Genomic DNA, 25,027 nt, shown 5'->3' on the forward strand with positions numbered 1-25,027 from the left:
GATGGAAAAAATAAAATTGGGCATTCTTTTATTGGGAACATGTCTAGGAATAAATGTTATTGCACAAGACAGACCTTCAGAGAGTTTGTCTCTAATAAATAATGTAACGACAAATAATAATCTATATAATGGTGCCGTTAATGTAACTGTTCCATTATTCAAAATTCCAGTTGGAAATTTGACATTATCTAACGAAATATCGAATACATCAAGTGGATTTATGCCAAGAGTTGATGAAAGCATCTTTGGTTTGAATTGGTATGGGAATCAGATTGGAAGTATTACCAGAGAAGTAAACGGTGATTTTTTACTCTCGCAATTTTTTGTTGCTGAGCCCCTTGATAATCTCTATGGCTTCATTGCTTCTGATGAACGTAAGAAGCAAGCTACAACTGATTGTATTATTCAACAACAAAGTCTTAATTATGGATTTAGTCCTTCAAAAAAACAAATTTTAGAAAACCCAAATGGTAATGTAAAATCAGATTTTAAGCCAGATAAATTTTATTTTGATTTTTTTGGGTATAAAGGGTACTTCATATTTGATAATAGAGGTACTCCATTAGTATTTTGTGAAAATGCTAAATTACAAATAGTGGGTCCTGATTTACTTAATTCTAAATGCTATTCCGTAGCAAGTCCTATAGATTTTCAAAATAAAAATGTTAGTGAAATAAAGGTTATTGACGATAAGGGCAATAGATTTTACTTTGGAGGTTCTTATGACGCTTTAGAAGTTAATTATTCTGAATATACAAATAAAGGAGCTACTTCAACACATAGTTATTACAGCGCAACTAGGGCTAACTATATAGTATCGTGGTTTTTAAAAAAAGTAGAGTTAAGTAATGGTGATGTAATTCAAGCAACCTATAAGCAAGGTGATGCAACTATATTCAATCCTTTTTTACAAAAAACTCTTACAAATGGAAGTTTATTCCCAACCAGTTATCCAACCCAAGCTCAGTTAGATGCCTCAAATACAGTGGCCACTAAATCTTTTGAAGTTCATGTTGGGACTACTGAAAGTATTATAACCACTGCTAATTACACGAAAAGAGCAATCCTCCAAAACATAGAAGTAGTAGGAAAAAATATAAATATTAATTATAGCTATTTTAAGGATGGTAATAACCTTACACACTTAAATGGTATCAATTTAAATTATTTTGGAAGAAATGAAAGTATAGCTTTGAATCAAACCCCCTTTGGTGGAACAAATTTTAGATATTTTTTAACATCTATAAATAAAAATAACGAAAGCTATTCATTTGACTATTACAAAACAAACAACCTACCACCTAAAAATAGTTATGGAACAAATGCATATGGATTTTGGAATGGAACTAATAATATAGGTGAAGGAGATACTAATAACTTTATAGATGTTACTTTATTGCAAAAAGTTAATTATCCTACTAAAGGATACACTATTTTTAATTATGAAAAAAGTGATTATTCTAAACAAAATAAAACTTCGGATACATCTCCATTTGCTTCTCAAGTAATTGATTTTAATTCTAATCCTGCTTACTCCTCTACCAGTAGGATTGCTTCCAAAATTGATTTTGATGGACAAAATAATTATACAACTAATTATACGTATAGACTTGCCAACAATGCAAGCTCTGGGATATATAGCGGAAGAAAAATAAAATTTAGTCAGGTAACTGAAAAAATTAACAATAAAGGGCATACTGATTATTTTTTTAGTGATTTTGCTACTAATCCTGATGTTAATTCTGTTAGAAGATATAATTTCATTGATTTTGTTCATTATGGAGGGAACAGGGGATATGAAAGAGGTAAATTAATGAAAAAACAAATCTTTGATTCTTCAAATAAATTATTAAAAGAGTACCAATATGAATATCAAAATTTTTTAAAACCTGAAAGTGAGTTAGCTGATTTAGGGTTAAATGACTGTAGTACATGTAAAGTTTCTGACGAGAATTATTACGTTTACACCGAAGTTTATGAAAACCACATACAGAACGGGATTCCAACAAGAAGTTATACCATGTACATTCCTGTAATCCCGTATCTACTAAAGAAAGAAAAAGTGATTGACTATCTTAATGATAAACAAGTTTCAACAGAAACAAAGATTCAATACAGAGAATCTAATATTCTCTGGCATCCATATCCAGAGCAGATTGAAACAACCACTGCTTCAGGAACAAGTATTAAAAGAATTCTTTATGCTCAAGATGTCCGATCAGGTGGTTGTAGAACAAATTGTCCTGGAAACGAAACTATAGTGGGTGGGCAGGAACCAGCTTACAATTCGATGGTTAATTCAAATATCATGTATCCTGTAATAGCAATTACGAAAAATGAGAACAACAAATACTCACTTCAGGAGAATCTTTTTTATGCACCTCCATTTGTTGCTAAGAAAATCAGGTATTCAAAGCTTGATACCAACTTGGATTTTACCAACTATAAAATTAATGTAGATAACACGGTTGATCAAATAAGTTATGATTTAATAGATGACAGAGGCAATTATATTCAAACAACAGATAAATCAGGAGTTCCAACAGTTATAATTTATGGGTATAAGCAAAGTTTACCCATTATGAAGGTTGCAGGATTGACTTATGCACAGTTCATGCAAATATTGGGTCAATCTACGGCTTCTACAGATTATTTAAGCCTTGATATTGTGACAAAATCCAATGCAGATGTAGATAGTACATCAGAACAAAATCTGATTAATAGTTTAATTACTTTGAGAAATAATCCGTTACTGAAAGGGTATTTGATGACAACCTATACTTATGATCCATTAGTTGGAATAACAGGCATCACCCCACCATCAGGGATCAGAGAAAACTACATCTATGATTCAGCTAACAGACTTGAAAAAGTAATTGATGTGAATGGCAAAGTGTTGAAAGAAATGAAGTACAACTATAAAAACTAATACCGATGAAAAAAATAATTATTCCGATAGGATTTCTGATAGTGGGAACTGTACAAGCACAGGTATCCAACACAGAAAACTATATCCAATCCAAGACTTACCTTGATTATAATGGAACTACACCTACCAAAACATCAGAAACGGTTCAGTATTTTGATGGACTAGGAAGACCAAAACAGGTCGTCAATGTAAAAGCTTCCCCGTTGGGAAGAGATGTTGTCACCCATATCGAATATGATCAGTTCGGAAGACAGGTCAAAGATTATTTACCCGTTCCGCAGGGAGGAACTCTGAATGGAGCTATCGTTCCCAATCCATTAGCTAATGCCACCCAACCTGGAATTTATGGTCAGGAAAAGATTTATGCAGAGAAAATATTGGAAAACTCACCTTTAGACAGAATCCAACAGCAGATTCAGGTGGGAAATGACTGGGCTGGTAAACCTGTGAAGTTTGAATATGATGCTAATATTCATGAAGATTATGTAAGAAAATATGAAACCACAACCACTTGGGTTGAGGGCAGAACTCAAACTTCCATTCAGCTGTTGCAGTATTTCCAGGCTTCACAATTATATAAAAACACAGCTACTGATGAAGATGGAAACAAAACTATTGAATTCAAAAATGGAAAAGGACAGCTTATATTATCCAGAAAGCCATTAAATACAGGAAATGCTGATACTTATTATGTTTATAATGAATATGACCAGCTGGCATTCGTTATTCCACCTTTAGCGTCCGCTCCCACAGTAGAACCTGCAACGGTAGAAAACCTATATTACCAGTACCGTTATGACGGCCAAAACCGATTGGTAGAAAAAAAGCTTCCCGGAAAAGGCTGGGAATATATGGGATATGACAAGGCAGGCAGGTTGATCATAACACAAGATGCTAATATGAGAGAACAAAACAAATGGCTGATTACCAAATATGACAGGTTGGGAAGAGTTGCTTATATTGGATCCCGGGCTGGTGGTGGGAGAACCGAAATGCAGAATGAAATTGCAGACGTTGTAGTTATTGAAAACAGAGAGCCCCAAGGGTTTATAAGAAGTGGAATGACCATCTATTATTCCAATACCTATTTTCATAACTTAGAAAATGTTTTGACTGTCAATTATTATGATACTTATCCGGTTTACAGTTTCAATCCATCTTTTCCGGCAACTATTCAGGGACAAAATGTATTGACGGAAAATCCTGGTACAGATGGAAGAAGCACTAAAGGGCTTCCTGTCATGAGTCTTGTGAAGAATGTTGAAGATGATAACTGGACAAAGAACTATACGTATTACGACACCAAAGGCCGGGCGATAGGAAGTTACTCCATTAATCATTTAGGAGGCTATACCAAAACAGAATCCAAACTGGATTTTGCTGGAGTACCTCAAATGGTTGTTACCAGACATAAAAGACTGAATACAGATACTGAAAGACTGATCACAGAAAATTTTGAGTATGATGCTCAGAATAGGTTGCTGGTACATAAACATCAGGTAGACAGCAATCCTGTTGAGATTTTGGCTCAAAATACCTACAATGAATTGTCTCAACTTTCCAATAAGAAGGTAGGAAACAATCTTCAAAGTATTGATTACGCCTACAATATCCGTGGTTGGATGACTCAGATTAATGATCCTGCTAATTTGGGGAGCGATCTGTTTGGATATCAAATTAATTATAATAAAGTAGAAGGACTTGAAGTTCCGAACTCAGATTTCACTGACCTGAAAGTAAAGCCAAAATATAACGGGAATATTTCTGAAGTCTCATGGAAAACTCTGATTGAAGAGAATGAACCATTGAAAAGATATGGATATTCTTATGATTCATTAAACAGACTCTCTGCTGGTTTTTATCAAAAAGCCGGACAGGAAAGTATTAACGAATTTTTTGAGAAAGTTGACTATGATTTAAATGGAAATATTCAACGATTAAAAAGATCAGAAGGAGCTCTCATCGGAAGTAATATTGCAAAGGTAATTGACAATCTAAAATATGAATATATTGGAAATAGATTAATAAAAGTAATTGACGAACAGCAGAATCCTTCAGGTTATCCATATTTAGCAGCTCCTAATACTGTTGGATATGACAACAATGGTAATATGACCTCACAGTTGGATAAAGATATTTCTTCTATTGAATATAATTATTTAAATTTACCTAAGCAGATTATCCAAGGTCCAAGTATTACCAAATATATTTATCGGGCTGATGGTACAAAAGTGAAGAAGCTTTTTGGAGATAAGATAGAGGTGGATTATCTGAATGATTTCCAGTACAAGTCTACATTTGATGTAGAGTATTGGAATGGAGAAGGAACTTATCATCCTGATCCTAATGAAATTCCCGTTTTAAAATTGAGAGTTATTTCTACATCAGAGGGGTATTATGATGAACTTAATCAACGTTATGTGTATAATTTTACTGATCATCTGGGAAATATAAGGTTAAGTTTTACAGATACTAATAAAGATGGAATTATTCAACCAAGATATTATAAAACAACTGTATGTCGTCCTAAAATGGGCTGTGTAGACACTTGGGCGCATGGAGAGATTGTTGATGTAAACAATTATTACCCTTTCGGATTATTGCATAATTACACATTGACTACCAAGAATGCTTACCAGTACAAGTACAACGGCAAGGAATTGCAGGAGACGGGTATGTATGATTACGGGGCCAGAATGTATATGCCTGATATTGGTAGATGGGGGGTGGTGGACCCATTATCGGAAACTTCCAGACGTTGTTCTACCTATGCTTATGCATTTAACAATCCAATTCGTTTCATAGACCCAGATGGAAGACAGGGAACAGATTGGTTTAGTAATTCCATGGGACAGATGGTGTTTAGAGATGATGTAAAAAGCCAACAAGATCTTACAGACAAAGGAATAAAAGGAACATATGTAGGAGAAACGGCTCAGCGGGGAAGTTTAAATTATGCTGCAAATGGAGTGGTTTATGATGAATCTTCTGGCGGGAAACCCATTGCCGATGGACGAGTTTATGATGTTGGAGAGGTTAACATAACTCCTAAAAGTGTTACTGCTGAAAGAAATCTTCAAGCTGCAAGAACAAGACTCGGAGCTGCTGAATCTGCTATGTTTGGAAAATATGCATATGGAATTTCAGCAGGGTATGGTTATGGTAATACTAGTTATAATTTTACTTTAGCTCAAAACTTTGGAACAGGTCAAGCAAAATTATTAGGAACAAGTTCTATTAGATTGGCAGGAAATGATGGTTTTGGAATGTCAATTCAACTAAATCAACTAAGTGCTTATGGAACAAATCCCGATGGATCAAAATATACTAACGTATTTGAAGGAGCTCTAGGACATTCTATAGAATCTTCTGGAGCCTATATACTTGGAGGCTCCGTAAGTGCTAGTACAACTCCGACAGGGATGTTACCTTCGAGATCTGGAACAGTAACAACAAGTGTTAATTTAGGAACAAGTTATGGAGCTGGAATATCAAGAACATATACGAATGACTTAACTCCAAGTTTAAATAGAATATTAAATTATATATTTGATAAGAAAAATTATTCAATTCATTCCAATTCACAGATTCCATAATCGAAGTATGAAATTATTACCATATTTAAGTATTTTCTTTATTTTTCATTCTTGTATGAGCTGTAAAAGTTATACAGAAATAATTTCTCAAGAAAAATGCAGTATAGTTGTAGAGATTCCACCAACAAAATATCCTGATTTATTTAAAACAAAAGGATATGATCCTGTAACTAATAAATCTAAATTTTGTGAAAGCGATAATAGATGGTGGAATTTATACAAAAAAGAGATAAATGCTGGAGATACTATAATAAAAGAAAAGAAAAAATTAACATTTAGTATTCATAAAAAGGATACGATAATTACCCATGAATGGAAATGTTATGAAGACTAAAATAAAGAGGCCGTCTCACAACTCGTGAAAACGGCCTTTTTTATGAAATTTTCCTGTACCCCTATATGAGAAGGGTTTTCGTTTAAATGATTCTCAACCCACATCGTTTAGTTGTGAGACGGCTTCTTTTTATTTATTTGGAACAATGTCAAAATCTATTCTATAGCCAGTGATTTTGATTGTATCATTTTCCTTTTTTAAAGAAATTATTTCTTTTGTTTTTCCGTAGTTTCTATTAACGTCATAGGTTAACTCATATTCTGAAAAAGAGTTTGTTCCTTTAGAAACAAATGTTCGCCAACTATTAAGACTATCACTTTGAATTTCTCCATATTCATTTTCTGTTTTATCAATAACTTGGTATAATTTATCTTTATTGGTCACCTTAAAAAAATTATTACCAAACAGCTTAGACATTTCTTCTCTGTTATTTTGTTTTATTAATGAATAAAATCTATCAACCACCTTTTGAGCATCTTGCTTATCAGACTCTCTATTTTCATAGGTATTATTAAAATTGCAGCTTGTTAGAAAAAAAGAAATAAAAAATAATATATGTAGTTTCATTATCATTTGATTTTTTAATAAACAAATTTAATAATTTTAGTTGGTCTGAAAACAGGGAAGTCTTCATAATGAATAAGCTTTCCTACAATATTCCGGATTGTTATTTTTACCAGTCCCAACGGCAGAAGACTAAGTACAATGGAAAAGAGCTTCAAGAGACCGGAATGTATGATTATGGGGCGAGATTTTATATGCCGGATTTGGGAAGATGGGGTGTTGTGGATCCACTGGCAGAAACCTCTAGGAGATGGTCGACATATACCTATGCTTACAACAATCCAATCAGATTTATTGATCCGGATGGGAGACAGGGAACAGATTGGTTTAGTAATTCCATGGGACAGATGGTGTTTAGAGATGATGTAAAAAGCCAACAAGATCTTACAGACAAAGGAATCAAAGGAACATATGAAGGAGAAACGGCTCAGCGGGGAAATTTAAATTATGCTGCAAATGGAGTAGTTTATGATGAATCTTCTGGAGGGAAACCAATTGCTGATGGAAGAGTTTATGATGTTGGAGAGGTTAAAATAACTCCTAAAAGTGTTACTGCCGAAAGAAATCTTCAAGCTGCAAGAACAAGACTTGGAGCTGCTGAATCTGCTATGTTTGGAAAGTACGCTATAGGGATTACTTTTGGAGGTTCTTTTGCTCAGAGCTCAGGAAGTTTAACCTTAGCTTATAACTTAGGTACTGGCCAAGCAAATTTGTTTGGAACTTATGGAGTGCAGGATTTACCAAGTATAGGAATGGGCTTTCAATTTAACATGATGAATGCCTACGGAACTAATCCTGACGGATCTAAATATACAGATGTTTTTGGCGGTGCAGTAGGGGAATCCACTGCATACTCAGGGTCTTATGAAGTAGGTGGAGAATACAGCAAAAGTTCATCAAATGGAAAGTTTTCTCCTTATGGTACAGAAACAAGAAGTCTTAATTTAGAATTAGGGTATAGTGCTGGAAAATCTAAAACAAATACTATAAGTATAAGTAATTGGATGAAAGCTAATCCCCAATATTTTAGGATTGGGAAATCCCCCAATTTAAATTAAATGTATAATGAAATTATTTATAATTATTAGTTTTCTTTTTTTATTTTCTTGTGGAAAAGTGAACTGTGATGAGTATACTAAAATGCTTTCTAAAGAAGAATGTCTAATAGTAGTTGAAAAACTTCCTACGTCTTCTGTCTATTTTGAAGTAAAAGGTTATGATCCACGTACACAAAAGCCTAAAGTTTGTAAAAACTACTAATCGATGGTGGAATTTATATTGGAACGAAGTAGAAATTGGTGATACAATAGTGAAAAATAAAGGGGAGTTAAGTTTTAATATTCATAAAAAAGATACTATTATTACCCATTCTTGGAAATGCTATGAATAGAAAAAAATAAAGCGGAATTTTTTCGCTTTTATTTTTTTGGTATAATATCAAAATCAAGTCGATAAGAGATTATTTTAACAGTATCATTTTCTTTCTGCAGTCTAAAATATTCTTTTGTTTGAGTGGAATCTCTTGTAACAAGATATGAAAGTTTATATTTGGAGATAGAATTAGATCCCTTAATTATTTGTGTCCAGCTATCTGTAAGTTCATAATCTTTTACTTTTCCAAAATCATTATCTGTTTTATCTAAAATTTGTTCAAATCTTTCTTTTCCTACTTCCTTGAAAAATCGATCACTAAATAATTTAAAAACCTCTTTATTATTATCTTCTTTTATTAAAAAATAAAATTTATTAATAACTTTTTGGGCGTCTTGTTTATCAGCTTCTCTATTTTCATAGATTTTATCGTAACTACATCCTATAAAAAGAAAAGAAATCAGTGTTAAAATATATTTTTTCATTTTTGAATTTAATATAAAAAAAAGCTACTACACAATACTATATTTAAAAATGTAAATGATAAAAGCCCTTGTATATCCAATAATGACTTTATGTTTTATATGAGTTATTTCAACCGGTCCGGGTTCTGTTTCAAAAAACTATCCCAGCCGGAATATGATTTTGTATCTGCAATGGTTCCGGAATTGAAATGATGGCATACGGCAACGGCAAGGCCATCGGAGGCATCCAGGTATTTTGTGGGGAATTCCTTTAGGTTAAGAAGGTTCTGAAGCATTCCTGCTACCTGTTCTTTACTGGCATTTCCGTTTCCGGTAATGGCCATTTTAATTTTTTTAGGAGAATATTCTGTGATGGGAATATTTCTGTGGAGGCTGGCAGCCATGGCTACACCCTGGGCACGGCCTAATTTTAACATACTCTGTACATTTTTCCCAAAGAAAGGGGCTTCAAGAGCTACTTCGTCAGGATGGAATTCATCAATGAGCGCTAACGTCTTATCAAAAATATATTTAAGCTTCGTTTCGTGATTAGGATATTTTTTTAAGATCAGTTCATGAATGGAGATCATTTCCATTTTACCTTTTTTAACGGAAATAAGACCAAACCCCATGATAGCTGTTCCGGGATCAATACCTAAAATTATTTTCTCTGAAATCATTGGTTCAAAGATAAGGACTTTCTGCCATCTTTTCAGTCATCAAAAAAAGTCAAATAGGAGTGATTTGTATTTAAAAGTTTATTAACTTTAAAAAAAATAGACATGAAAAATTTGATCAATTTATTAATCGTTCCCTCTTTTCTGTTTTGTAGTTTTCAGAAAGAGAGTGGGTTAGCTTCGTACGGGAGTGTGGCAGTAGAAAATACGGTAGAAAAAGGTGACCGGATTATTTATTTGTTTTTTAAAGCAGATAAAGACCGATCCGGAAGTGAAAAAATTATCCTTCAGGAAAGCAAAATTTCGGAAGGTAAGATGAAGTCAATGCCTTCTTTTGACCGAAAAGAAGTTCAAAACGGGGATTTTATTATTACGCTTGTAGAAACGGGAGGCAAAGAAATTGCCAGCCAGCATATAAAAGATCCTCTGAATCCGGAACTTGAAGTCTATGAAAAAGAAGGGATGTCCCGGCATAAGGCTTCACTTCAAAATGCCGAGTTCAGCGTGAGGTTTCCCTATTCTGAAAATATGGGTCTTGTAAAAATTGAAAAAGCCACAGACAATGGTGTAAAGCTATTATTCACTCAAAAACTATAATCATGAAAAAAATATTATTATCTCTTCTTATGGGAAGCAGCTGTTTTGGACAGGTATTTGACAAAGTTCCCCTTTTACAGAGTGGCAGCAATGATAAACGTGTTATTATTGCGGTTTTAGGGGATGGTTTTACTGCTGCACAGCAAACATCTTTTGTGTCATCAGCTCAGTCAACCATTGATTATCTTTTTACCAAAAGTCCTTACAAAGAATACAAAAATTATTTTAATGCCTATGCCGTGAAAGTAGTTTCTGCTGAAACGGGCGTTAAGCATCCCGGAACGGCTACTGATGTTACAGAACCCGTAATACCGGTTTCAAATCCCAATAATTATCTGGGGTCTACCTTTGATGTTGGGGTTCATAGATGTATTTACAGCAATACAACCAATAAAGTAGGACAGGTACTGGCTGCCAATATCCCGGATTATGATATCACGTATGTACTGGGTAATTCTACAGAATATGGCGGTTGTGGAGGCACCTATGCCTTTGCATCGTTGAATGGTTCTGCCAGTGAAATTGTAGTTCATGAGCTGGGGCATTCTTTTGGGAAATTAGCAGATGAATATTGGTTTGCCGGTTCTCTTGAGTCTCCCAATAAAACCCAAAACTCTAATCCGGCTACTATAAAATGGAAAAACTGGGTAGGATTAAACAGTGTGGGAGTCTATCCGTATACAGAAAGCCCAAGCTGGTTCAGACCGCATCAGAGCTGTGAGATGAGGTACCTTAACCAGCAGTTTTGCTCCGTTTGTAAAGAAGCAATTATTGAAAAAATCCATTCTTTAGTTTCTCCCGTAGATTCTTATACTCCAGCCAACAATACTACCTTAAGTGCGAGTTCCAATATCACGTTTACAGTGAATGAAATTCTTCCGATTCCCAATACCTTAGTGAATACCTGGAAATTGAACGGTGCTGCTCTTAGTGCAACAGGAAATACACTAACAGTTACCCCTGCTCAGCTGAACAATGGCAATAATACTTTATTATTTTCGGTAACAGATAATAATCCGCTGTTAAAAGTAGATAACCACAGTACGCTTCATCTTACCAATATTACATGGACCTTAAGTAAGTCGACGCTTAGAGTTGCAGATATAAAAGCAATAGAAAGAAAATTCAGTATATATCCGAATCCTGGTGATGGAGAATTTTCTATCCGGGGAAAACAGGATTTTTCCAAAAATACGAAAGTGGAAATCTATGATGCTTCTGGAAAACTGATTTCTGCAAAATTTGAATTAAAAGATGCATCAACGATCTATGTTGATATCAGGAATGTTCCTTCGGGCTCTTACCTTCTGAATGTAGCAGAAGACGGACAGCCTGTTATTTCTCAGAAAATAATAAAAGAATAGATAAACATATAAACCGGCTTTTAACTGCCGGTTTTCTTTTTTAGGTTTCTCTCAAGCTCTTTTCAGCAATGGGAATCCATCTGTAATCATGGCGGAGAAGTGAAATTTTATCAACTAGAAATTTAGTTTTATATTCTTTTGATTGATATTTCTCCCAGGCTTTAAGGTAATTTTCCCATGTCAGATCTCTGTATCCAACAGTCATATGCGGATTGAAAGAATATTTTGCGAAATTGAACTGTTGTTTTACCCTGTTATAAAGCTCTGTTAAATTGGGGCTGTTTTCCGGATGAACAAAGATCACCGGATTCTTAGGATTGGGAAAACTTCCAAAACCATTGAGCTCAATTTCAAAAGGAGACATTTGAGTGTCAATTTTCTGAAACGCTGTAAAAATATCACTTTCCAGTTCCATCTCTCTGGAGAATGGAGGAAATAGGGTGATATGGGCATCATTCTTCAATGCTTTGGAGCTGCCATAGCACTCTGCAAGATCTTTCTTGAAAACCTTAACCTCTTCTATGATTTCCTTTGGTGGATAAATGGCTATGAAATACATCTTTTTCATACAGTTGAAATGAGTGAAAGCTAAGGTACTTCATTTTTTTGCTTAAGCTGCATTATTATATTTTCAAGATTGTCAGTAGTCTTTTTTATTTCAATATGTGGTTTGAAAACGAAGCCTTTTCCTTTTGCTTCGTCCGCAATATTGGAAAGAATGATTACAGAGGTCTTTGTTTCCGGATAATAGATATTCAGAGAAGGAGAACCTTTTATATATCCGCTGTGAAAATAGGAGACAGGCTTTCCGATATTCAGCATGATTCCATAGGCATACCCCATTTTTCCAAAGATGGCATGATGTCTTTCTGCGCTTTTTGCCATAAACTGTTTTAAGGTTTCCGGTTTCAGTATTTTACCTCCATAAAGAGCATTATTCCAGCGGTGAAGGTCCTGAATGGTAGAAAGTATTCCTCCGGCAGGAGTTCCTATTTCTTTTCCACCTAATCTTTTCGGCATATTCGGAACTTCTTCACACAGTGTTGCATTGCCTACATAAGCACTGGCGAAATTATTGCCTTTAAAAGTATTTCCTGTGGAAGAATTTGTCATTCCTGCTTTTTTAAAAAGCTCCTGTACATTTTCATCATAAGATCTTCCGGAAACTTTTTCTACAATTTTTCCCAACGTATTGAACCCGTCATTGGAATAGTAAAAATCTGAACCGCTTTTAAACATCAGCTTTCCGCCAAGAAGGTTCAGCCCGGAAGTATGGTTGAGAAGCTGGTGGATGGTAATATGTTCATAGTCTTTATTCTGGAATTCCTTTACATATTTAGAGGCTTTATCGGTAACATTCAGTTTTCCCTGTTCCATTTGAAGCAAAACCAGAGCAGCTGTAAATTGCTTACTCACGGAACCAATAGCAAAAATGGTATTGCTGTCAATTTTTGCTTTTTTCTTAAAATTTGAATACCCGTTTTCTTTTCTGTAAAGCTGCAGAGAATCCTTAAAGACGGCCACACTTCCATTGAAATGGTACTTTTTAAAGACAGAATCAATCTGTTGTTCTAAAAGTGTGGTTTGAAAAGCAGTAATGGTAGAGTCAATGACAGCATTTTTATCAATGGGAGCTTGAGAAGGTTCAGTTTTACACGAAAGTAAAGAACAGAATAATACCAGGAGTGCTAAATTTTTTATCACGGATGTTTGTGTTATAGGTTATAAATTATTTCAATATTTTTTCGAGACCACAGATCATTGATGGGAATATATTCTTTGAGCAGAGATCAGGTGTTTTTATTTTTAAAATTCAATAGGGTATTCTAAAGATAGTGAAATCTTTAAAAGTTTCAAAAGGATGCAAAATGCGTGCTAGGAATGAATTTAACGGGATTTTTTATAGGAACTTACTCTAAACTTAAAGAGTATTTAATACATTTGAAAGATTATAAGCAACCTACCATCATGAAAGGACATTTAAAAAGTGATTCAGAACAGATTGATTAACTGCTGGATATTATAAAAAGACAGGGAACAGAATATCTGAATAATATTACAGACAGGCCGACCTCTATAGATAATGCTCCTATACCAGAGCTACAGGGCTTGCCGGAAACGGGCTATGGAACGGAAAAAACGCTACAGATTTTCAACGAAAAATTCGAGCCGATAATGGTTGGATCTGGAGGGCCTAGATATGGGGGTTTGTAACAGGAGGAACTACTCCGGCATCCATTGTGGGAGATTGGCTGGCCACTATTTATGATCAGAATACCCAAACCGTGTCAGGACAAGGAGATATTTCTGCAAATATAGAGATCGAAACAATACAGCTTTTGCTTACACTTCTTCAGCTTCCGGAAAACTTTCTTGGAGGTTTTGTATCAGGAGCCACCATGTCGAATTTTACCTGCCTGGCTGTGGGCCGTCAATGGTTAGGAAAAGAACAAGGAAGAGATATTGCGAAAGAAGGTGTTTCCGGAACAGTAAAAATACTGACAGCAACTCCACACTCATCTTCCATAAAGTCATTGTCATTATTAGGGCTGGGAAGCAATAATATTGTTAAAATTAAAAAAGAAGAAGGAAACCGTGAGGCTATCAATATCAAAGATCTTGAAGAACATATTCTGAGACTTACTGGTGAGCCGTTTATCCTGATTTCAAGTGGGGGAACTGTAAATACAGTGGATTTTGATGATTTTAAGGCTATCAGTGAATTAAAAGAGAAATATAATTTCTGGTGGCATATTGATGCGGCTTTTGGAGGATTTGCAGCATGTTCAGATTCATATAAACACCTTGTGGAAGGTTGGGAATATGCTGACAGTATTACGGTAGACTGTCATAAATGGTTGAATGTTCCTTACGAAAGTGCTGTGTTTTTAATCAAGGAACAACATAAAATTTTGCAGGTAGAAACCTTTCAGAATTCAAATGCACCTTATCTGGGAGATCCGTTGGATAATTTCAGTTATTTAAATTTTCTTCCTGAAAACTCAAGAAGATTAAAGGCGCTTCCGGCCTGGTTCTCTATTATGGCTTACGGTAGAAAAGGGTATCAGGAGATTGTAGATAAGAATATATCATGGGCAAAACAGTTGGGAGAGTTAATTGAAAACAGTAATGATTTTAAATTGCTGGCCCCGGTACGGTTGAATACGGTTTGTTTTACATTAAAGGATGAGGTAAAGGAGGATGAGGTAGGGCGATTTCTTGAAAAGCTTAATGATACAGGGAAAGTCTTTATGACACCTACTTTTTATAACCAGCATAACGGAATAAGAGCTGCATTTGTCAACTGGATGACCAGTGAAAAGGATATTCAGCTGGTATTTGATCTCATGAATGAAATCATTACTGAAATAAAATAATATGTTGAAAAGCCTGCTGATAAATATTCACAGGCTTATTTTAATAGCAGGTCACAGAACCAGAAAATATATTCTCCGTCCTCTTCTTCAGGATTTGTTTTAGGCTTGGGGTATGTTTTCTTTACTGTTTCGCCTATTGTAAACTGAATAGGTTTTTTAAAAATGGGACCATCAAACGTAAAGGTGTGAAACTCCCCATTTTCTCCGCATGGGTCTACATTCTTAGGAAGGTCATCGATGAAATTTTGATCAATAATCCGACCTGCAAAGCTTTTATCCAGATAATTCCCGTTCACACAGGTTACGATGGTTTTGAAACCCAGATCTAAAAATTCATGGATGAGGTCTGATGTATTTTGCTTCCAAAGAGGAAAAACGGCTTTCATGCCGATACTGTTTAACTGTTCTTCTCTGTATTGACGAAGATCTTCGAGGAAAATATCTCCAAAAACAGAATGGGTAACCCCCTGAGCCTGTATTTCAGACATCGTTTTATTCATGATTTCCCGGTATTCTTCCATAGAAGGTTCTTTCGGAAGTTCCATTTTTATCAGGGGTATTCCTATACTGGCAGCCTGCTGCTCCAAAAGAGATACATGAACTCCGTGCATGGAAATTCTTTGAAACTCCTTATTGATACTGGTAAGCAAGGTGATGACCTCATACCGGTTTTCCTGTAGTGTTTTGTAAAGAGCCAGCGCAGAATCTTTTCCGCTGCTCCAGTTGAATAAAGCTTTCGGTTTCATTGTAAAATAAAAATCTCCCAAAAATAAGGAGATTTTAGCTATTAGTATTTTTTGTTCTGAATTTCTTTCACAGGAATAAATCCTCCATTGAAGTAATTGATCTTCATTTCAAAAGGATAAGCGGGATTGGTCATAATCAGAGCTCCAATAGCGCCAAAAAATGCAGCTCCGGTAACCATCATACTTCCTCTATTGGGATCTGATCTTATTTTTCCAATGAAATAATAGTCATTATCTCTCTTTTCAGCCTTGGTAAACAGGTTTTCTATGGAAAGATAGATATAAGGTTCACCTTTATATACCACAGCATAGATATCATCCTTCTTGACCTCTTTTTCTTTGCCATCTGCCGTTTCATAGATTCTTACAATTTTGGGAGCATTACCATAAAACTTCACATTCGTAATTTCCTGATCCGGCTGTTGATTTTTTAAAGAATTATAATCTTTGTAAACGCCATCTTTCAATTGAGGTGAGTTATAAAAACGGATCGACTCTTTTGCCGTATCATCAAAGTTTTTAACCTGCTCATAAGTATAGTGATGGGTAACTTCAGGTTTTTTAGAGGCATTTTTACTGATAAAATCAATAAGCATTTCGCTTCCTTTCTGGAGGGTTTCTTTAGTGACATCAGTTGCCCTGTGATCAATCACAGTATCAGGCTGATCAATCAAAGAATATGTTCCATCTTCATTTTTTGAAAATAAAAATGCTTGAAAATAACAATACCCGTGCTCACTTAGTTTAGCAGTAAGCTCGGCAAAATAGAGCTGTTTAAGATATAAAACTAAAGCCCCATCCTCTGTATTCTCACCATTAATGCCGTTAAGTACATTCTGAAACTGGCTGGAAAGGCTCGAAGCAGAAACAACCTTTGCTTTAGCATTCAAAAGCCCCTGCTGAACAATTCCTAATGAAATGGTATCTGTTCTGCGGTCAATAAGTTTGATTGTTTTATAATAGCTCTTATCTACTTTTTTAGTGGGAAGGCTGATGGTGAAATCTTCAGTTCGCTTTTGAGAAGATAACACTGAAGTAAGACAGAGTATCATCACAATTAAGGCTCTGTTAAAATAATTTTTCATGATTATTCTCTTTATTGGTAAAAGTTTTGGGTTAAAAATACAAAAAAACCTCAAAGAAATTCCTTGAGGTTTTAGTTTTATATTCTTGTGTTCAGAATATTACATATTTCTTCTGTACTTACCGCCTACTTCAAATAAAGCATTGGTGATTTGTCCAAGAGAACAGTATTTCACAGCATCCATCATAATTCCAAACAGGTTTTGCTGATTGATGGCTGCATATTGTAATTTTTTAAGCGCTTCCTCAGACCTATCTTCATTTGATTTTTGGAAATTATGAAGCGTTTCGATCTGAACCTGCTTTTCTTCTTCTGTAGAACGGATCACTTCTCCCGGACGAACTGTTGGTGAACCGTCTTTTCCAAGGAAGGTATTTACCCCAATAATAGGGTATTCTCCGGTATGCTTCAGCCACTCGTAATGCATAGATTCTTCCTGGATTTTTGAACGTTGGTACATAGTTTCCATAGCACCAAGAACACCACCTCTTTCCGTAATTCTGTCAAATTCTGCATATACCGCTTCCTCTACAAGATCCGTCAGTTCTTCAATAATAAATGATCCCTGCAAAGGATTTTCATTTTTGGCTAACCCTAATTCTTTATTAATGATCAGCTGGATAGCCATTGCCCGTCTTACAGACTGTTCTGTAGGTGTTGTAATAGCTTCATCATATGCATTGGTATGTAGTGAGTTACAGTTGTCGTAGATAGCATAAAGTGCCTGAAGCGTAGTTCTGATATCATTGAAATCAATTTCCTGAGCGTGAAGAGAACGTCCCGAAGTCTGGATATGATATTTCAACATCTGGCTTCTTTCGTCAGCCCCATATTTCAGTTTCATTGCTTTTGCCCAGATTCTTCTTGCCACACGTCCGATTACTGAATATTCAGGGTCGATACCATTGGAGAAGAAGAAAGATAAATTCGGAGCAAAATCGTTGATATCCATTCCGCGGCTCAGGTAATATTCTACATACGTAAATCCGTTAGCCAATGTAAATGCCAGCTGGGAAACCGGATTGGCACCAGCTTCAGCAATATGGTATCCTGAAATAGAGACAGAATAGAAGTTTCTTACTTTTTCTGTGATAAAATATTCCTGAACATCCCCCATTAATCTTAAAGCAAATTCCGTAGAGAAAATACAGGTATTCTGAGCCTGGTCTTCTTTTAAAATATCTGCCTGAACTGTTCCACGAACAGTAGCAATTGTTTTAGCTTTAATTTCAGCATAAGCTTCCGCAGGAATCACTTCATCTCCTGTAATCCCTAATAGCTTTAATCCTAAACCATTGTTGGATGGAGGAAGTTCCCCGTTATATTTTGGTCTTTCTAATCCTTTATCGTCAAATTTTGCTTTTAAAACAGCTTCAACTTTAGCTTCCAGTTTATGTTCAGCGATGTATTTTTCAACGTTCTGGTCGATGGCAGCATTCATAAAGAAAGCCAGTAGCATAGGAGCGGGACCGTTAATCGTCATTGAAACGGAAGTGAGTGCATTCACCAGGTCAAATCCTGAATACAGTTTCTTGGCATCATCCAGAGTGGCGATTGAAACTCCGGCATTTCCGATCTTACCATAAATATCCGGTGGTAAAGCGGGGTCCTGTCCGTATAAGGTTACAGAGTCAAAAGCTGTTGACAAACGTTTAGCAGGCATTTCTGCAGAAACGTAATGGAATCTTCTGTTGGTTCTTTCCGGACCTCCTTCCCCGGCAAACATTCTTGTTGGGTCTTCTCCTGTTCTTTTAAAAGGATAAATTCCTGCCGTGTAAGGGAATCCTCCCGGAAGATTTTCCTGGCCTTTCCACTTGATCAGATCACCCCAGTCGTTGTATTTTGGTAATGCAATTTTTGGAATTCTCAAATGGGAAAGAGATTCTGTAGAAGTTTCAACTTTAATTTCTTTTCCACGTACAAAATAAGAATAAAACTCTTCATGGAAAGCTTTTTTCGTATCCTCCCAGGACCTCAGGAAGTCGATATTTTCCTGTTGAAGTTCCTTTTCAGCTTTTTGATACTCGGCATCTAAAGCCTCATTGGAAATAATTTTTTTGACCCCTTCAATATGATACATTGTTCGCGCTAATTCAGCTTGCTTTTCAATGTTTTCATCATATATTCTGTTATTTTCAACAATTTCAGACAGGTAACGGACTCTTTTTGGAGGAATAATCGTTACTTCTTCAGTAATTTCCTGTTCCGCAAAGGTTTTTAAATCCAAACCGGAAAACTTATCGTTTACTTTTGAAACGAGTCTGTTGTATAATTCTGTTGTTCCATGATCATTGAACTGAGATGCTTTTGTAGCATATACAGGCATTTCATCCAATGGACTTTCCCAAAGTAAATGGTTTCTCTGGAACTGTTTTCTTACAGCCTGAAGTGCATCAAGAGCACCCCGTTTATCAGATTTATTTAAAGCCACTAAATCCGCATAATCCAGCATGTCAATTTTCTCAAGCTGAGTGGAAGCTCCATATTCGGGAGTCATCACATACATGGAAACATCAGCAAAATCAGAAACTTCTGAACCGGACTGCCCGATACCTGAGGTTTCCAGAATGATTACATCCGGATGTGCCAGTTTCAGCACATTTAAAGCAGAATGAATAAACGGTGACACAGAAACGTTATTTTCTCTTGTGGCCATTGAACGCATATAAACTCTCGGGTCATTGATTGCATTCATACGGATTCTGTCCCCTAAAAGCGCTCCTCCTGTTTTCTTTTTTGAAGGGTCTATAGAAATAATGGCAATCTTTTTATCCGGGTTTGAACGGATGAAACGTCTTACCAATTCATCTGTCAATGAAGATTTTCCTGCTCCACCTGTACCTGTGATACCAATGATGGGAATATGTAAGTCTTTTGATTTTTCGTCAATAGCTTTTACCAGTTCGGGTTTTTCTTCAGAAAAGTTTTCTACAGCAGAAATAATTTTGGCAATACTTGTTGAGTTTTCAAAACTGATAGCATCTAAATCATCTGCAGTAATTTCTTTACCTGTAGCAAAGTCTGCCCTGTTTACCAAATCATCGATCATTCCCTGTAATCCCAGTTCCCGGCCGTCGTCCGGAGAATAAATTCTGTCGATTCCATAGTCCATCAGGTCTTTGATCTCTTCAGGAAGGATAACACCACCACCGCCACCAAAGATTTTAATCTGTGGTGAGTTTTTTTCCCTTAGCAGGTCGTAGATATATTTGAAATATTCATTATGACCTCCCTGATAGGATGTCAGGGCAATGGCATTGGCATCTTCCTGGATAGCTGTATTTACAACTTCCTCAGCTGATTTATCATGTCCCAGGTGAATCACTTCACATCCTGTTCCCTGGATAACACGACGCATAATATTGATCGCAGCATCATGCCCGTCAAATAAAGAGGCAGCTGTTACGATTCTTACTTTGTTGGTTGGAGTATATTTTTGGGTTTCCATAAAAATTCTAGAAAGTTTCTAAGCTTTCAAATATAACAATAAAAAAAGAACCGTGTGTTTGATTTTATAGTATTGATTTCCATTATGTTGTAAGCCGTTATTTAATAAAAACACCCCGGTTTTAGGCTGGAGAGTTTAAGGGTTTGATCGTTTAAGGCTTCAAAAGCAGCATAAGATGGGGAGATTGGGAGTTTTCATTTTCAAATTCTCAAATTAAATTCTCTACTTTTGCAAAATATTTTTACAGGTATGCAAAAAGCTTTGATGTATTTCGCGTTGGGAACGGTAGTAAGCTTCCTTATTAATTATTTTTTTTTAAGCTCAGAAAATCTGGCTCTGGATATCTATTATGCGGTTGCCTTTGGTTTAGCGTGGGGAATTGCCTATTATCTTGATACCCCTAATTTTACATTGCCACAAAAAATGGGATTGTCTTTTGTAGCCATGGGAATTCTGGTTCTTGTGGGAACTTTAATTTTTAATCTGGAACTGGCTATACCGTCTATTCTTAAATTCTCTACAGTTTTTGTTGCCTATTATTTATTTGCAAGCTTCAGAGGAAGCAAGTCATTAAGAAAATAAAAATGGCTTCCCTTGTAAACTCCTCATTTGTATCTAATGAATCATCAGGAAGCTTACTAAGGCAAGACCTGTCACCAAAATCATAAAAGCAAAGAAATTAACAGTCAGTAATGTAAGCCCAATTATAAAGCTTACCAATCCATGGGCATGATAAGCACGGCGGTGAGCAATAAAGAAATATGCAATATTATAGAGTAACAAAGCACTTATTGTTAGATATAAAATTAAATTAATAAGCTTGAAACTTGTTACTCCCACCAGTTTGGCGAGTAGGAATATAAATAAAATATTCAGGAGAAGGAATGAGAAATAATGCAGGGTAAAAATGCCGTGATCGAAATACCACCATTTTTTCTTACTGTGAAAGATCCATAAAAAGAAAGCGAAAAGAGGAAGGTAAATGAAAAGTGCTTTAGGCAGATTATGAAATGATTTTTCTACCATATTTAAAATGATCTCTTCTTTTTTTACACCCTTTTCTTTGAGTTCAAAGAATTTATGAGCTAGTGGTATTTTAATAAAATCAAGAGAAGAAGGATTTTTAACAGCGGCCGAATCATAGGATTTCCTTGTTTTGTAGCCTCCATACTCCGCATCTGAATCTATTTTCTTATTCATCTCTAAGGCTCCTTGTATTTCATTCACTGTTATAGTGTCTGGTAATAGATTGAGATTTTGGATTGACAGAGAATCTTCTTTAGTCAGTTTCCGTTCAGCTTTTATACTGTCGAACATCTTCTGCATCTGTGGTGATTTTACCTTTTCAAAAAAACTTACTTTGGATTCATTTTTGGAATCCTTATCCCCTCCAAAATTAAGATTAACCATAGGGAAAAGGGCGAACACGAAAAAAGTAATAAAGCTGACAAATATATACAGCTTTACAGGAGGTACAAATTTTTGTCTTTTGCCTTCCAGATAAGTACTGGTAAGTGTTCCGGGTTTGAAGAGCAGGTTTTTTAATGTTCCCCAGAACTGACCGTCATAATGGGTAAAATCTTCAATAAAGTGGGTGAAAAGAAAATAAAAAGGCTGGCGTCTCTCGATATTCTCCTGTCCGCAGTGGGGGCAGAATCTTTCTTCCACCTGATGTCCGCAGTTAAGGCAGGTTTTATCTTCTCTTATTTTTCCGTGGCTCATAGTTCTGGGTTTGGCGCAAATATAATTATTTAACGAATTAAAATAATGATATTACTAAGCTTTTGCGGAAATTGTTAATGAAAATTAAAAAAAGAAAGAGTTGAGGGAAGAAACTCTTTTCCTTATCACCTGTGCTTTTAGAATCATCTAAATGTTTTTTTTCATCGCAACAATTTTTTACAAGATGTATGCCAAAGTTTAACATAGTGTTAAAATCTATTAAAGTCAGTTCACCATACAATATTCTATAGATTAAATAAAATATGTTTTTCAGTTACAAAAATAATTTGTACCTTTGCACACCCTTTTAGGGGAAAATTATGTTTAATCTTTAACTAAAACGTGTGAATACATTAAGTTACAAAACTGTTTCAGCGAACAAAGCTACTGCGAATAAAGAATGGGTTGTGGTAGACGCTGAAGGACAGCCGTTAGGTAGACTAGCTTCTACGGTTGCAAAGATTTTGAGAGGTAAGCACAAAACGAATTTTACACCTCACGTAGATTGTGGTGATAACGTAATCGTTTTGAATGCTGGGAAAATTACACTTTCCGGAAACAAGTGGGCTGATAAGACTTATATCTGGCATACAGGATATCCTGGTGGGCAGAAGTCTATGACTGCGGCTGAACTTCAAAAGAAAGATTCTTTAAAGGTATTGGAGAAGTCTGTAAAAGGTATGTTACCTAAAAACAAACTGGGATCTGCTATCCTTAAAAATCTTTATTTATATGAAGGTACTGAGCACAAACATGAAGCTCAACAGCCTAAAACAATTAATGTTAACGAATTTAAATAATTAATTATGTCTATAGTTCACAAAATCGGAAGAAGAAAAACTTCTGTAGCAAGAGTTTATGTAAGACCAGGTTCTGGAATCATTACAGTAAACGGTAAAGACGCTGCAACTTATTTCTCTACAGACGTGATGGTTTACAAATTAAACCAACCGTTTATCCTTTCTGAGACTGTTGGTCAGTATGACGTTACCGTAAACGTATTCGGTGGTGGAAATACAGGTCAGGCAGAAGCTATCAGATTAGGTATTTCAAGAGCTTTATGCGAAATTAATGCTGAATTCAGATTAGCATTAAAGCCTGCTGGTTTACTTACAAGAGACGCAAGAATGGTGGAAAGAAAGAAGCCTGGTCAGAAAAAAGCAAGAAAGAGATTCCAATTCTCAAAACGTTAAGATTTCCTGTGGGCGAATGGCTACTGGCTATTGGCTACAGAAATGTATTAAATTTTTTTTAAACTTAATCTCGGCGAAAAGCCATTGCTACAAGCAAAAAGCCTTACGCCACATTGCCCGTTACGTTTAGCATCCAAACGCTTCTCCCATCTAAAGAAGTTGTTGATTGTTTAAAAGACGGAAAGTAAACTAACAAAAACAGAAAACATGGCAAAAGCAAATGTAAAAGACCTTTTAGAGGCTGGTGTACACTTCGGTCACATGACTAGAAAGTGGAATCCAAATATGGCTCCATACATTTTTATGGAGAAGAACGGTATTCACATTGTAGACTTACATAAAACAGCAGTTAAATTAGATGAAGCTTGCAGCGCTTTAGAAAAATTAACTTCTGCAGGTAAAAAAGTTCTATTCGTTGCAACTAAAAAGCAAGCGAAAGAAGTTGTTGCAAAACATGCTTCAGAACTTAATATGCCTTATATCACAGAAAGATGGCCAGGTGGTATGTTAACGAACTTCGTTACTATCAGAAAGGCTGTAAAGAAGATGAACTCTATCGACAAAATGAAAAAAGACGGTACGTTCGAAACTTTATCTAAGAAAGAAAGATTACAAGTTGACAGACAAAGAGCTAACTTAGAGAAAAACTTAGGTTCTATCTCTGACATGGTTCGTCTTCCTTCTGCAATCTTCGTTGTAGATATTATGAGAGAACATATTGCTGTAACTGAAGCTAAGAAATTAGGTATTCCAGTTTTCGGTATTGTTGATACAAACTCTGATCCAAGAAAAGTAGACTTCGTTATCCCAGGAAACGATGATGCTTCTAAATCTATTGATATGATCCTGAATATTGTTTCTGAATCTATCAAAGAAGGTCAGTCTCAAAGAAAAGCTGATAAAGAAAAATCTAAAGAAGAAGGAGAAAAAGTATCTGCTGATACAGATGCTGATTTCGATGCTGAATAATTAAAGATATTTCTTTACATATATAAAAAGCCACTGAATTTTATTCGGTGGCTTTTTGTTTTAACTTTTTTGGTAATAAAAGTGGATTTGTTTTCGTGCTTACTGAAAAAGGGAGTTTAACAGTAAACCCACAGATTTCTGTGGGTTTTACTTTTATCTTGAAAGTTTTACAGAATACGAGCTGGTAATGTATTTTGTCGATTGGTAGGAAGAATTACATACCATGCCGGATAATCTGTAATTCTGATTTTTGGGAACCATAGTGTAGCCTATTTTTCCGGAAGCTATAGGAATCTTTTTAAAGAAATTATTTCCGCTTACTGTAAGTACCATATTACATGAGGATTGATTTTCTATAGAAAGAGAGGTCCTTGGGTTCCCCGGGTCATCATTATTGAGAAGATCATTAAGAACATCGGCGGTTTCAGGCTTATAGGTCCTGATCAGTTCGCTGTATTCTCTTTCTGTACTGGCCGCACTGCTGGAATTACCTGAGGGGAAAGGTTTTCTTATCGGATAGTTTCCATAATTAGCATTACAGCTGGTAAGGATAATGGATATACCTATAAAGACCAATCGCTTTTTCATACGG

At 35.5% G+C, this 25,027-nt stretch carries 21 protein-coding genes; 11 read left to right on the plus strand and 10 right to left on the minus strand.

Going from position 1 to position 25,027, the window contains the following annotated elements; genetic code table 11:
- Position 1: 1 nt before the first annotated feature.
- The 3 genes from LQV47_RS12580 to LQV47_RS12590 are packed head-to-tail and all read left to right on the plus strand — an operon-like array spanning position 2 to position 6,859.
- Positions 2–2,929 carry a hypothetical protein gene (locus LQV47_RS12580; RefSeq protein ID WP_230037377.1) on the plus strand — a complete coding sequence of 976 codons (2,928 nt, stop codon included), beginning with the start codon at positions 2–4 and terminating at the stop codon, positions 2,927–2,929.
- Between the two features lie 5 nt (positions 2,930–2,934).
- Positions 2,935–6,525, plus strand: a complete 3,591-nt coding sequence (locus LQV47_RS12585) for a DUF6443 domain-containing protein (protein WP_230037379.1) — start codon at positions 2,935–2,937, stop codon at positions 6,523–6,525.
- A 7-nt stretch (positions 6,526–6,532) separates the two neighbouring features.
- On the plus strand, positions 6,533–6,859 hold the full coding sequence (locus LQV47_RS12590; RefSeq protein ID WP_230037381.1) for a hypothetical protein: 327 nt from the start codon (positions 6,533–6,535) through the stop codon (positions 6,857–6,859).
- 129 nt (positions 6,860–6,988) lie between these two features.
- Here LQV47_RS12590 and LQV47_RS12595 read toward each other — a convergent pair whose 3' ends face one another.
- Positions 6,989–7,426, minus strand: a complete 438-nt coding sequence (locus LQV47_RS12595; protein ID WP_230037383.1) for a hypothetical protein — start codon at positions 7,424–7,426, stop codon at positions 6,989–6,991.
- A gap of 68 nt (positions 7,427–7,494) precedes the next feature.
- Here LQV47_RS12595 and LQV47_RS12600 point away from each other — a divergent pair, with 68 nt between their 5' ends.
- A complete protein-coding gene (locus LQV47_RS12600; RefSeq protein ID WP_230037385.1) occupies positions 7,495–8,481 on the plus strand; it encodes an RHS repeat-associated core domain-containing protein in 987 nt (328 codons plus the stop codon).
- A gap of 360 nt (positions 8,482–8,841) precedes the next feature.
- On the opposite strand, the gene LQV47_RS12605 is transcribed toward LQV47_RS12600, so the two are convergent.
- Both LQV47_RS12605 and ruvC read right to left on the minus strand, forming a co-directional pair.
- Complete coding sequence (locus LQV47_RS12605) at positions 8,842–9,279, minus strand: hypothetical protein (RefSeq protein ID WP_230037387.1); 438 nt, start codon at positions 9,277–9,279, stop codon at positions 8,842–8,844.
- Positions 9,280–9,383: 104 nt separating this feature from the next.
- The gene (gene ruvC, locus LQV47_RS12610) at positions 9,384–9,938 is read right to left on the minus strand and encodes a crossover junction endodeoxyribonuclease RuvC (protein ID WP_115916273.1); all 555 of its coding nucleotides are present in this window, start codon (positions 9,936–9,938) and stop codon (positions 9,384–9,386) included.
- Positions 9,939–10,040: 102 nt separating this feature from the next.
- Between ruvC and LQV47_RS12615 the strand changes: the two genes are divergently transcribed.
- Together LQV47_RS12615 and LQV47_RS12620 are read left to right on the plus strand one after the other, a co-directional pair.
- Positions 10,041–10,532, plus strand: a complete 492-nt coding sequence (locus LQV47_RS12615) for a hypothetical protein (protein WP_230037389.1) — start codon at positions 10,041–10,043, stop codon at positions 10,530–10,532.
- A gap of 2 nt (positions 10,533–10,534) precedes the next feature.
- Complete coding sequence (locus LQV47_RS12620; RefSeq protein ID WP_230037391.1) at positions 10,535–11,896, plus strand: M64 family metallopeptidase; 1,362 nt, start codon at positions 10,535–10,537, stop codon at positions 11,894–11,896.
- 40 nt (positions 11,897–11,936) lie between these two features.
- On the opposite strand, the gene LQV47_RS12625 is transcribed toward LQV47_RS12620, so the two are convergent.
- Positions 11,937–12,464, minus strand: a complete 528-nt coding sequence (locus LQV47_RS12625) for a 2'-5' RNA ligase family protein (RefSeq protein ID WP_230037393.1) — start codon at positions 12,462–12,464, stop codon at positions 11,937–11,939.
- A gap of 20 nt (positions 12,465–12,484) precedes the next feature.
- On the minus strand, positions 12,485–13,600 hold the full coding sequence (locus LQV47_RS12630) for a serine hydrolase domain-containing protein (protein WP_230037395.1): 1,116 nt from the start codon (positions 13,598–13,600) through the stop codon (positions 12,485–12,487).
- Positions 13,601–14,136: 536 nt separating this feature from the next.
- Between LQV47_RS12630 and LQV47_RS12635 the strand changes: the two genes are divergently transcribed.
- Positions 14,137–15,273, plus strand: a complete 1,137-nt coding sequence (locus LQV47_RS12635) for a pyridoxal-dependent decarboxylase (protein WP_354960847.1) — start codon at positions 14,137–14,139, stop codon at positions 15,271–15,273.
- Between the two features lie 35 nt (positions 15,274–15,308).
- Here LQV47_RS12635 and LQV47_RS12640 read toward each other — a convergent pair whose 3' ends face one another.
- The 3 genes from LQV47_RS12640 to LQV47_RS12650 all read right to left on the minus strand — a co-directional run bounded on the left by LQV47_RS12640 (position 15,309) and on the right by LQV47_RS12650 (position 20,551).
- Entirely contained in the window at positions 15,309–16,019 is a 711-nt protein-coding gene (locus LQV47_RS12640; protein WP_230037396.1) for a diphthine--ammonia ligase, read from the minus strand.
- A gap of 41 nt (positions 16,020–16,060) precedes the next feature.
- On the minus strand, positions 16,061–17,104 hold the full coding sequence (locus LQV47_RS12645) for a hypothetical protein (RefSeq protein WP_230037398.1): 1,044 nt from the start codon (positions 17,102–17,104) through the stop codon (positions 16,061–16,063).
- 99 nt (positions 17,105–17,203) lie between these two features.
- Positions 17,204–20,551 carry a methylmalonyl-CoA mutase family protein gene (locus LQV47_RS12650; protein WP_230037400.1) on the minus strand — a complete coding sequence of 1,116 codons (3,348 nt, stop codon included), beginning with the start codon at positions 20,549–20,551 and terminating at the stop codon, positions 17,204–17,206.
- Between the two features lie 249 nt (positions 20,552–20,800).
- On the opposite strand from LQV47_RS12650, the gene LQV47_RS12655 reads away from it, so the two are divergent.
- On the plus strand, positions 20,801–21,133 hold the full coding sequence (locus tag LQV47_RS12655; protein ID WP_230037402.1) for a hypothetical protein: 333 nt from the start codon (positions 20,801–20,803) through the stop codon (positions 21,131–21,133).
- Positions 21,134–21,166: 33 nt separating this feature from the next.
- Here LQV47_RS12655 and LQV47_RS12660 read toward each other — a convergent pair whose 3' ends face one another.
- Positions 21,167–22,273: a DUF3667 domain-containing protein gene (locus tag LQV47_RS12660; protein ID WP_230037404.1), complete on the minus strand. Its 1,107-nt coding sequence runs from the start codon at positions 22,271–22,273 to the stop codon at positions 21,167–21,169.
- 344 nt (positions 22,274–22,617) lie between these two features.
- Between LQV47_RS12660 and rplM the strand changes: the two genes are divergently transcribed.
- The 3 genes from rplM (at position 22,618) to rpsB (ending at position 24,435) form a co-directional block, all read left to right on the plus strand.
- A complete protein-coding gene (rplM, locus tag LQV47_RS12665) occupies positions 22,618–23,073 on the plus strand; it encodes a 50S ribosomal protein L13 (protein WP_047488670.1) in 456 nt (151 codons plus the stop codon).
- 6 nt (positions 23,074–23,079) lie between these two features.
- Entirely contained in the window at positions 23,080–23,466 is a 387-nt protein-coding gene (rpsI, locus tag LQV47_RS12670; RefSeq protein WP_034746528.1) for a 30S ribosomal protein S9, read from the plus strand.
- Between the two features lie 207 nt (positions 23,467–23,673).
- Complete coding sequence (gene rpsB / locus LQV47_RS12675) at positions 23,674–24,435, plus strand: 30S ribosomal protein S2 (RefSeq protein WP_230037406.1); 762 nt, start codon at positions 23,674–23,676, stop codon at positions 24,433–24,435.
- Between the two features lie 153 nt (positions 24,436–24,588).
- On the opposite strand, the gene LQV47_RS12680 is transcribed toward rpsB, so the two are convergent.
- Entirely contained in the window at positions 24,589–25,023 is a 435-nt protein-coding gene (locus LQV47_RS12680; RefSeq protein ID WP_230037408.1) for a DUF6759 domain-containing protein, read from the minus strand.
- Between the last annotated feature and the right edge of the window lie 4 nt (positions 25,024–25,027).

This window comes from Chryseobacterium sp. Bi04, assembly GCF_918698085.1.
Taxonomy (GTDB): Bacteria; Bacteroidota; Bacteroidia; order Flavobacteriales; family Weeksellaceae; genus Chryseobacterium.